This is a genomic window from Geminicoccus flavidas (genome assembly GCF_009806515.1).
Classification (GTDB): Bacteria; Pseudomonadota; Alphaproteobacteria; order Geminicoccales; family Geminicoccaceae; genus Geminicoccus; species Geminicoccus flavidus.
Genome location: NZ_WUJP01000886.1, coordinates 1 through 9,902, shown reverse-complemented (window position 1 = coordinate 9,902; position 9,902 = coordinate 1). Strand labels below are relative to the sequence as shown.

At 69.9% G+C, this 9,902-nt stretch carries 8 protein-coding genes; 6 read left to right on the top strand and 2 right to left on the bottom strand.

The features are described from left to right. Together pcaD and EQG76_RS25315 are read right to left on the bottom strand one after the other, a co-directional pair. A partial coding sequence (pcaD, locus tag EQG76_RS25320) for a 3-oxoadipate enol-lactonase (RefSeq protein WP_159717464.1) occupies window positions 1–688 on the bottom strand: 688 nt, incomplete at its 3' end. A gap of 271 nt (window positions 689–959) precedes the next feature. Next, the gene (locus EQG76_RS25315; RefSeq protein WP_159717462.1) at window positions 960–1,934 is read right to left on the bottom strand and encodes a replication protein RepA; all 975 of its coding nucleotides are present in this window, start codon (window positions 1,932–1,934) and stop codon (window positions 960–962) included. A gap of 552 nt (window positions 1,935–2,486) precedes the next feature. Between EQG76_RS25315 and EQG76_RS25310 the strand changes: the two genes are divergently transcribed. The 6 genes from EQG76_RS25310 to EQG76_RS25285 all read left to right on the top strand — a co-directional run. Beyond that, a complete protein-coding gene (locus tag EQG76_RS25310; RefSeq protein WP_200841109.1) occupies window positions 2,487–3,518 on the top strand; it encodes a ParA family protein in 1,032 nt (343 codons plus the stop codon). Between the two features lies 1 nt (window position 3,519). Continuing rightward, window positions 3,520–4,425, top strand: a complete 906-nt coding sequence (locus EQG76_RS25305; RefSeq protein ID WP_159717460.1) for a ParB/RepB/Spo0J family partition protein — start codon at window positions 3,520–3,522, stop codon at window positions 4,423–4,425. Between the two features lie 237 nt (window positions 4,426–4,662). Further along, window positions 4,663–6,591: a methyl-accepting chemotaxis protein gene (locus EQG76_RS25300; RefSeq protein WP_159717458.1), complete on the top strand. Its 1,929-nt coding sequence runs from the start codon at window positions 4,663–4,665 to the stop codon at window positions 6,589–6,591. 22 nt (window positions 6,592–6,613) lie between these two features. After that, entirely contained in the window at window positions 6,614–8,065 is a 1,452-nt protein-coding gene (locus EQG76_RS25295; RefSeq protein WP_159717456.1) for a chemotaxis protein CheW, read from the top strand. After that, the gene (gene cheB / locus EQG76_RS25290) at window positions 8,062–9,168 is read left to right on the top strand and encodes a chemotaxis-specific protein-glutamate methyltransferase CheB (RefSeq protein WP_159717454.1); all 1,107 of its coding nucleotides are present in this window, start codon (window positions 8,062–8,064) and stop codon (window positions 9,166–9,168) included. The genes EQG76_RS25295 and cheB overlap by 4 nt, the downstream gene beginning before the upstream one ends. Beyond that, window positions 9,165–9,902, top strand: a 738-nt coding sequence (locus EQG76_RS25285) for a CheR family methyltransferase (protein ID WP_159717452.1), incomplete at its 3' end; no start/stop codon positions are given. The genes cheB and EQG76_RS25285, both read left to right, overlap by 4 nt.

The window sequence follows — 9,902 nt, the reverse complement described above, 5'->3', positions numbered from 1 at the left end:
CGCCTTTGATCAGCGCTGCCGCCGCCTGGACCAGTTCCGGCGGAGTCGCCTGATCCTCCGAACCGACGGCGACACGGGTCGGGATGCCGATCCTGGGCGAGAGCTCGCCGAGGTCGGCGTCGCGGACCGCTTCGCAGGCGGCGACATAGCCCCCGACCGGGGTTCGTTCCAGCAGGGTGCGCCAGGCCGCCACCGTTTCGGGCCGGTCGCGCCGGAATGCAGCGGAGAACCAGCGCTCCATCACGGCTTCCGAGATCGCGGCCAGGCCGCCCTCGCGCACGGCAGCGATGCGCGCGTTCCAGTTCGAAGCAGGCCCGATCCGGTGGCCCGTGTCGAGCAGGACGAGGCCCGCCACCAGGTCGGGCCGCGTGATTGCGAGCGTCTGGCTGATCATGCCGCCGATGGACAGGCCCACCACCAGGGCAGCACGGACCTGGAGCTGGTCCAGCACCGCGGCCAGATCGGCGCTGTGCGCCTGGATGGTGCGCGAGGCGGGCTCCAGCGAGGACAGGCCATGGCCGCGCTTGTCGTAGCGGATCAGGCGGAGGCCTGCCGGCAGGCGGGGGAGCACCTCGTCCCAGACCCGCAGGTCGGTGCCCAGCGAGTTCACGAACACCACCGCGGGCCCATCCTTCGGCCCGGTCTCGACGACGTTGATGCCGCCGCCATTCACCGCGAGCTGGCGCATGATTTCCTTCCAGACAATCGATCCTGCCGCAACGGTCGAGACGACTATCCCTACATCTGTTCCTGTTGCTGCTCTTTCTGCCGGGCTAATCTTCACCAGGCGAAGCAGTGCCACCCGAATTCTTGGCCGTGCTTCGCGCCATTGCCGGTGCGGGAACGACGACCTGTGCTCCGTACGATGCTATCGACCTCTGGCCCGCCGGTCCACCTGCCGTACCGCCCTCCCCTGCCCCGGAGCATGGCACCGGTTCTGACGTCAGAACCGCGCGGGTTCAGCGGGCCAGTGCCGTGGGCAGCTTCACGACGCTGCTGGAGATGGCGACCGCGGATCGCGACGGGCGCAGCACCAGGCCCCGGGTAGTCGCCTCGACATTGGCATCGGGATAGACCGCGACCACGTCCTTGAGGACCTCCTTCAGCCGGAAGGCCAGCTGCCGGTGGCCGCTCTCGCTGCCGAAATGCTCCCCCAGCGCATGCCAGGGAACCATGGTCTCCTTCTTCATCGTGTGCAGCCGGTAGGCCAGCCAGACATAGAGATCGAGCGCCAGGCTGGAGCTCTTCAGCTTGGCGATGGCTTCCTCGGACAGCGGCACCGCGTGGTCGATCAGATGCTCGAAGAAGCTGTCGCTGAGCTTGACATGCCGGCCCCACTCGCCGCCGCTGCGGAACATCTCGGTCTCGTCGCTGTCGTCCCGCCACAGATGCATGCCGTCCACGATGCGCTGGTCGACCAGATGCGCCTCGCTGGCGCTGCGCTCGAACCGCATGGTGAATTCGCAGCGCGCGATCCGCAGGGCCTGCTCGCGCACCGGCGCATAGGAGCCGCGCGGGCCGCCCGAGGTCCCCAGCCCCATCTTCTTTAGCCAGGACGCCATGGTCGGCCCCAGATCGACAATCTGGCTGCGATTGCGCACCGCCTCGGTCTGGAAATAGATCATGATCAGGCGCGCCTTGGTCCCGTACGGCACGCCGACGGTGAGGATCCGGTCGCGCAGCGGCAGGATGCCCGGGCGGATGACGAGCTGGTAGGCGCCGTTGCGGCGCACCCACGGCTCGGTGGCGTTCTTGGGCTCGCGATGCGGCAGGGCCGCTTGGCAGAAGCCGGAATGGAGATAGTTGATCGCGTCCTGCTCGAGCAGCAGCGCGTCATGGGCCGACTGGACCCGGCGGCGCTCCCTGGTCGTATCGGCTTCAGCGAGCAGATCGTCCAGGCCGCGCAGGACCAGTTGACGATGTAGTTCCGCCATTTCGCGCCAGCCCCACCCCAAGCAACTGCCGGTGGAATGGTAAACACAAGCCCGGCAACATGAGAACCACCAAAGCCTGCCTGGCGAGTTCAGATCTGCATATTCCGTATCAACTTCAGCGAAGGGCGGCTGCGGCAGCGAACCTCCTGCCGGGATGGCGGCGGTTCTGCGCCGACCCTATCGGAAGATTCTGGATATAGGTTCTCTATAGGAATGTGTTTCAAATTCAGCGTGGATAACTCGGGCCTGCGTTTCAAATTCAGCGTGGAATCGGAGGTTCGCCCGTTTCAAATTCAGCGTGGACCCGTTTCAAATTCAGCGTAGACAAGTGGGCCTGCGTTTCAAATTCAGCGTGAACAACCTGTGGAGCGATTCCACGGCCGCCGGGTCGTCCTCCCGCCCGGTGATGCCGGCAAATCCTCGCTGAATTTGAAACGTTTGCGGGCTTTCGGCACGCCTGCAACATCAACCGTCAACCATCGACGTTGACGGTTGACGGGTCCGGATGGCCCGACCATCCTGCACCACCATGCGTGCGACGGGAGAGGGCGGATGCAGGGCGAGGTGATGCGGGCGCTGCGGCGCGAGCTGCGGCTGAGCCAGGCCGCCCTGAAAGACATCCTCAACACCCGCCTTGGCCGGAGCTACGACAAGCCCAGGGTGAGCCGCTGGGAGAACGGCCGCGAGCCGATCCCGGACGATGTGGCCGACGAGCTGACCGCCCTGGCGAGCGGGCGGGCGCGCGAGGCCAGGGTAATCGCACTTGCCAACCAGAAGGGCGGGGTGGGCAAGACCACCAGCGCGCTGAACCTGGCCTATGCGCTGGCAAGCCGTGGGCAGCGTGTGCTCCTGCTCGATCTCGACCCGCAGGCCACCGCCACCGTGGCGCTGCTGGCCGGCGGTGCGGTCGAGGTCCATCGCCAGGGCCAGACCATCGCCAACGTGGTGCTGCAATCCCGTCCCCTGGAAGACGCGATCCTGCCGGCCGGTAGCTCGATCGCCGGGCACCGGCCGCTGCCGTTCGATCTGGTGGCCAGCCACATCGAGCTGGCGGAGGTGGACAGCCGGCGCGAGCCCGGCCTGGACGTGGTGCTGCGCGAGAAGCTGGACGAGGTCCGGGCCGGCTACGACTATATCGTGGTCGACGCGCCGCCCAATCTCGGCATGCTCACCTGGATGGCGCTGGCCGCTGCCCAGGATGTGATCATCCCGGTCCGCACCGAGCCCTACGACACGATGGGGGTGGGGCTGATCCTGGGCACGGTGAACAAGGTCCAGCGCCGGCTGAACCCCGGCCTGCGGCTGGCCGGGATCCTGCCGACCCAGTACAGCCGCCGCAAGGCGGTCGACCGCGAGGTGCTGGAGCATCTGGTGGTGGCCATGGGCGACAAAGGCATCGTGCTGGAGCCGGTGCCGGAGAGCGCGGTGTTCGGCCATGCGGCGCGCAATGGCCGGATCGCCCTGGAGGCCTCGGCCGGCACGCCGGCGGTGGCGGTCTACGAGCGACTGGCAGCAGCGATCGCCGCCGGTGCGGACTGGCCGAAGGTGATCGCGGAAGAAGCGTCGGCGGGGGCAGGGGGCTGAGATGAGCAGGCGCAAGCAGCAGCAGCCATCCCCCATCCTGAGCACCACGGCCTCCCTGATCGGCGAGGCGTCCGGCAGCCTGGTCACGCGGGGCAGCCGGTTCCGCCACAGCTTCGAGGCATCGGTCGACCGGATCGAGCCGCATCCCGGCCAGGCGCGCACCCAGTTCGACCAGCGCGAGATCGAGGCCCTCGCCGCGACCATGGCCGAGCAGGGCCAGCTCCAGCCGATCCTGCTCGCCCGGAACCCCAAGACCAAGGACCACTGGTTCATCGTCGCCGGCGAGCGCCGCTGGCGGGCGGCCAGGCACAATGGCTGGACCACCATCCTCGCCATCGAGCACGAGGGCAATGTCGAGGTCGCCTCGCTGATCGAGAACCTCCAGCGGGTCGACCTGACGCCCGTGGAAGAGGCGAGGGGAGTCCAGCAGCTCATCAGCGAGAAGGGCTACAACCAGACCACCGCCGCCGCGGCCCTGGGCAAGTCCAAGGCGGAAATCAGCGCCATCCTGCGCATCCTCACCCTGCCGGACGAGGTGCTCCAGGCGGTTCTGACGTCAGAACTGCGCATCGCCAAGAACGCGCTGATCGAGCTCGCCCGGGTCGAGGACCCGGCCGCCCGGGACCGTCTGATCGGGCTGGCCCGCCAGGGCACGCTCACGGTCAGGGCAATCCGCGAGGCCCAGGACCCGGGCCAGCCGGACGGCAAGGGGACGAAGGACGAGGCGCCACGGCAGCGGCGCAGCGCGGCGGACGGCACGGTGCCGCTGCGGCTGGTCGACCGCCTCAGCCGCAACATCCTGGCAGCCCGCACCGCCGGCCGCCCCCTCGCCCCCGCCGAGCGCGAGCGGCTCGCCCGCCTGCGCGACGGGATCGATCAACTGCTGACGAGCAGGCCGGGGGCCTGATAGGTCGACCGATGCTGCTCGAGAGTATTATGGTTTACTTTAGTTCGACGCGATGATGCCATGCCGAAGCTTCGGCGTGTCTTTCACGGCCGTCAGGTCCGGCTCGGCGGGGAAGCGATGGTTCCGTCGGGGTGGCGGCCCGCACGACGGCGGCTCTGCATGGGCAAGCCCGTCGATCCTGCCTAGTCTGCCTGAGCAACGAACCCGCCGCAGCGGCTGGAGCAAGCGGAAGCGATCATGGCACTCGTAAAGACGTCGGCACTGGCGGGCAGGGAGCGCTCGCCCGCCGGACCCGAGGCGGAAGCGGCCGCGGCGATGCCGGCATCGCCCAAGCGGCAGCGCACGCCGCGTGCCGCCGGGTCCGCCCAGACCGCCGTCGAGCGCATCGGCGCTGCCACGGAGGAGCTGGCGAGCGGCGTGGCGGAGGCGTCCACGGCGGCCGAGGAACTCGGCCGGGCGATGGAGCAGATCGCGAGTGCGGCCGAGGAGGCGGCCGGCGCATCGCACCAGTCGCTGGCCGCGATTATGGGGCTGGCCACCGCCTTCGGGCAGGCCCGCGAGCGGGCGGACCAGGCGCGCGCCAGTGCCCTGGCCCTACAGGCGCAACTGACGGAAGCCGCCGGCCAGATCGGCGGAACGGCCGGGGCGGTGGAGGCGAACGCGCAGCGCCAGCTGCGCTCGGTCGAGGTCATCGCAAAGCTGGAGCAGCAGGCCGGCGATATCGGCGAGGTCACCAAGGCTGTCGCCGACATCTCGGACCAGACCAGCCTCCTGGCGCTGAACGCGGCGATCGAGGCGGCGCGTGCCGGCGACCATGGCCGGGGTTTCGCCGTGGTCGCCGACGAGGTCCGCAGCCTCGCCGACGTGTCGGAGCAGCGGTCACGGGAGGTGCAGACGTTGGCCCACCGGATCTCCACCGAGGTGCGGACCATCGCCGATCGCATCCGCGCCACCGCGGTCGTCGCGGCGGAGGAGGCTGCCGGGGCACGGGCGGTATCGGCAGAGCTCGAGGCCGCTCGCGCCAGCCTGGCGGCCCTGGTCGAGAGCAGCCAGGCGATCCTGCTGGCGGCGGTCGAGGCGGATGCCGCGGCACGCGAGGCGCACAAAGGAGCCGAAAACATCGCGGGTGCTGCCGAAGAACAGTCCGCGGCCGCGGCCGAGGCGCAGCGATCCGTACAGCAGCAGAGCACCGCCCTCCATCAGAGCCAGCAGGCAGCGGAGGCCCTGGCCAGGCTGGCAGAGCGGCTGCAATCGCAGGATCGCAGTGCCGATCTGGCCCAACAGCTGGGTGCCGCGGCCGAGGAACTGTCGGCGACGGTGCAGGAACTGGCCGGGGCGGCCGGCGAGATCCTGACGGCGATCGACCAGATCAATCAGGGCGCGCAGGTCCAGGCGGCGGCGACCCAGCAGTCCAGTTCGGCGATGGCGCAGATCCAGAAGGCGGCGGCCGCCACGGGCGAGGCCGCGGGACAGGCACTCGCCGGCATCGAGGCGGTGCAGGCCCGGCTGGGGGACAGCCGCCGGTCGGTCGCGAAGCTGACACAGGGTGTCAGCGACGCTCTGACCGGGACGGGCGCCATCCTGGGCCTGATCGAGGCGCTGGAAGACGCTGGCCGGCAGATCGAGAAGATCGTCGACAGCATAGCCATGATCGCCGTCCAGACGACCATGCTCGCCGTGAGCGGCTCGGTGGAAGCCGCGCGGGTCGGCGCGCAGGGGCAGGGTTTCGCCGTGGTCTCGGCGGACATCCGCAGCCTCGCCAGGGATTCTGGTGATAATGCCGACCGCGCCAAGGACCTGGTCCGCCTGGTGCAGGTCCAGGTGGCGGCGGTGCGCCGGGACCTGGAGCAGATCGCTGCCTACTCCGAGGCCGAGATCCAGAAAAGCAGGCTGATCAACGAGCGGCTGGCCCTGCTGGAGACCACCGCCGGGAGCCTACGCGCCGGCAATGCCGAGATCGCGACCTTTGTCGGGACGATCATCGGCAGTACCAGGGAAGTCCTGTCCGGCGTCCAGCAGGTCGCGGCGGCGGCGGAAGAAGCGGGCGGCGCTGCCGCCGAGGCCGCGACCGCCGCGCGGCAGCAGGCCACGGGTGCGGAGAACCTAGCCGCGGCGATCGAGGAGATCGCCCTGCTCGCCGACGAGCTCCAGAAGGCGGAAGCCTGACTTGGCAGGACCGCTTAGTCCGTTGGGTCCGGGAGAGGATCAGGCGCTGACGTTTCGCGTGGGCGAGGCGCGGCTCGCGGTGGCTGCGGGCGCCATCGCCGAGGTGTTCCGCCGGCCGAAGATCACACGCGTTCCCCACGCACCGGCGAGCTTGGCCGGGGTGGCCAATCTCCGCGGCGCGGTGGTGCCGGTGATCTCGCTGGCCGGACTGCTGGGGCAGGAGGAGGCACCCGCTACGGCGGCATCGAGGCTCCTGCTGCTGGAACTGGACGAGCCGGTGGGCGTGGCCGTGGACGAGGTGGGTGCGCTGACCCGGCTGGATCCCGCCAGGCCCGGCATCGGGGGATCGCGGCCGGGCCAGCTTCATGTCCAGGGCAAGGACGCCGTCCGGCTGGTCGACCTGAACGAGCTCCTGCGGCGGGACTTCGCAGCGCTGACCCGGCGCGGCCAGGGGACGAGGCAGGCAGCGCCGGTCCCGGATGCTTCCGGGCCTGCCGCCCGGGAACGGGTGTTCGTGACGTTCGACCTGGCGGGCCAGGCTTATGCCCTGCCGATCGCGGAGGTCGGCGAGGTCCTGGCACTGCCGCCGCACATCCTGGCCATGCCTAGGAGCGATGCAGCCATGCTGGGCGTGGTGGCCCTGCGCGACAGCCTGCTGCCGGTGGTCTCGTTGCGGGTCCTGCTGGGCTTCGCGCAGGGGGTACCCGGCCGGAATGCCCGGATCGTCGTGGCGCGGATCGGCGCTGCCAGGATTGGCCTGGTGGTCGGCCGGCTGCAGGCGATCCTCCGGGCCCCGCCCGACCGGATCGAGCCTGTGCCGGCAGTGCTGAACCGGGGGCCGGGCGAGGCTCAGATCCAATCCATCTGCCGGCTGCCGGACCGAGTGGGCCTCGTGTCGATCCTGTCGGCCGAGCGCCTGTTCCGGGACGACACCGTGGCCCATCTCCTCGCCGATGGGCCTCAGCAGACGGAGTTCGGCATGGGCGCGGATGCGGGCGCGCAGGAGCAGATCGTGGTGTTCCGGCTGGGCCAGGAGGAATACGGGCTGCCGGTGGCTGCCGTGGACGAGGTGCTCCGCCTGCCGGCAACGCTGACGCGGGTGCCCCGTGCACCCGGCTTCATCGAGGGCGTGATGAACCATCGCGGCAAGGTGCTGCCGATCATCGAGCAGCGGCGCCGCTTCGGGGTGGCGGAGGAGGGGGTCGGGAGCCAGCGGCGGGTGATCGTGACCACGATCGGCGACCGTCAAGCGGGCTTCGTTGTCGATGCCGTGTCGGAGATCCTGAGCGTTGCGGCGGACCGGCTGCAGCCGACCCCGGACTTGGCGGCCGATGGCCGGCGGATGTTCGACCGTGTCGCCAATCTCGACCTGGATGGCCGCATCATCCTGCTGGTCGACCCGCAGGAACTCCTGGACCGTGCGGAGCGCGACCTGCTGGCGGCGCTGGATGGCGCGGGCCTGGCCAGGTCGTGACCCGTCTGCTCGTCGTCGACGATTCTGCCCTGATGCGCCGGCTGCTGGGCGAGCTGTTCACGCGCGCCGGGGGCTTCGAGATCGCCTTTGCCCGCGATGGCCTGGACGCCCTGCGCCAGCTCCACGCGTTCAAGCCCGACGTCGTCACCCTGGACGTCCACATGCCGGAGCTGGACGGGCTGTCCTGCCTCGACCGGATCATGGTCGAGCGCCCCTGCCCGGTCGTGATGGTCTCCGCCATGACCGAGGAGGGAGCCCAGGTGACGCTGGAGGCGCTGAGCCTGGGGGCGGTCGACTTCATCGCCAAGCCCACGGGTGCCATCTCGCTGAAGATGGACGTGCTCGGGCCGAAGCTGGTGGAGAAGGTGCAGGGCGCGGCACGGGCACGCCTGCCCAGGGCACGCCGCCTGGCCGAGCGTTTGCGCCTGCGCCGCGGCGAGCCCAGGCAGCGGCCGGCACCGGTGCGCCCGGTCCCTCCCGTGGCGCCAGTGGACGTGACGGACCTGCCGCCGCTGCCGGGCGAGGTCGAGGGTGCCGTGGTGGTGGGATGCTCCACAGGCGGCCCTCCGGCCTTGGACGCCCTCCTGGCACCCCTGCCGGCGAATTTTCCCTGGCCGATCCTGGTGGCGCAGCACATGCCGGCGAGCTTTACCGGGCCGCTGGCCCGGCGCCTGGACAGACTGTGCGCCCTGCGCGTCTTGGAAGTGGTGCAGCCGGTCCCGCTGGCACCGGGTCATGTCTATATCGCCAAGGGCGAAGCCGACCTGATCCTCGGCCGGCGGCCGGCCGGACTGATGGCGTTGCCGGCCCCTGCCGCAGCCGAACATCGCTGGCATCCGAGTGCCGATCGCCTGGTGACGAGTGCGATGGAGCAGGTCGGGGCCAGGCGGTTGATCGGCATATTGATGACCGGCATGGGCAGCGACGGTGCCGCCGCCATGACCGCACTGCGCCATGCCGGCGGGCGCACTATCGCCGAGGCCGAGGAAACGGCGGTGGTCTGGGGCATGCCCGGCGAGCTGGTCCATGCCGGCGGGGCCGAGTTCGTGGTCCCGCTGGACGGGATCGCCGCCCGCCTCCTCGCCCTGGCCCCGGCCCGATGAGCAAGCCGGCCCTGCCGGACGAGCCCCATTTCCTGAGTGCCCAGGACCTGCAGCTCCTGTGCGACTTCCTTTATGCCGAGACCGGCATGATGTTCAGCGAGGCCAAGCGCTACTATATCGACCGCCGGCTGGCCGTGCGCATGGCGGAGACCGGTGCCGCGACCTTTGCCGCCTACTTCGCCCATCTGCGCGCCAGCCGTGCCGAGACCGAGCAGCTGATCAACCGGTTCACGGTCAACGAGACCTATTTCTACCGGGAACAGCACCAGCTTCGCTGCCTGAGCCGCGACCTGCTCCCGGAGATCGTGGGTAACCGAGGGCCGGGCGACCGGGTCCGGATCTGGTCGGTACCCTGTTCTACCGGCGAGGAAGCCTATTCGATCGCGCTCTGGCTGCTCGAGAACTGGCGGATGGTGGACGCCTATCATGTCGAGATCGTGGGGTCCGACATCGACACCCGCGCGCTGAGCGCCGCGCGTGCCGGCAGGTATGGTGAGCGCGCGCTGGCACGCCTGCCGGAGGACGTGCGCCAGGCCTATTTCGAGCCCGCGGGGCAGGACCGCTGGCGGCTCATCGACGACCTGCTGGAATCGGTCACCTTCACCAGCGCCAACCTGGTCGACGCCGCGTCGATGGCCGCCAACGGCACGTTCGACGTCATCTTCTGCCGCAACGTCCTGATCTATTTCGACGATGTCTCGCGCCGGCTGGCCGCCCGCAACCTGTTCGACCGC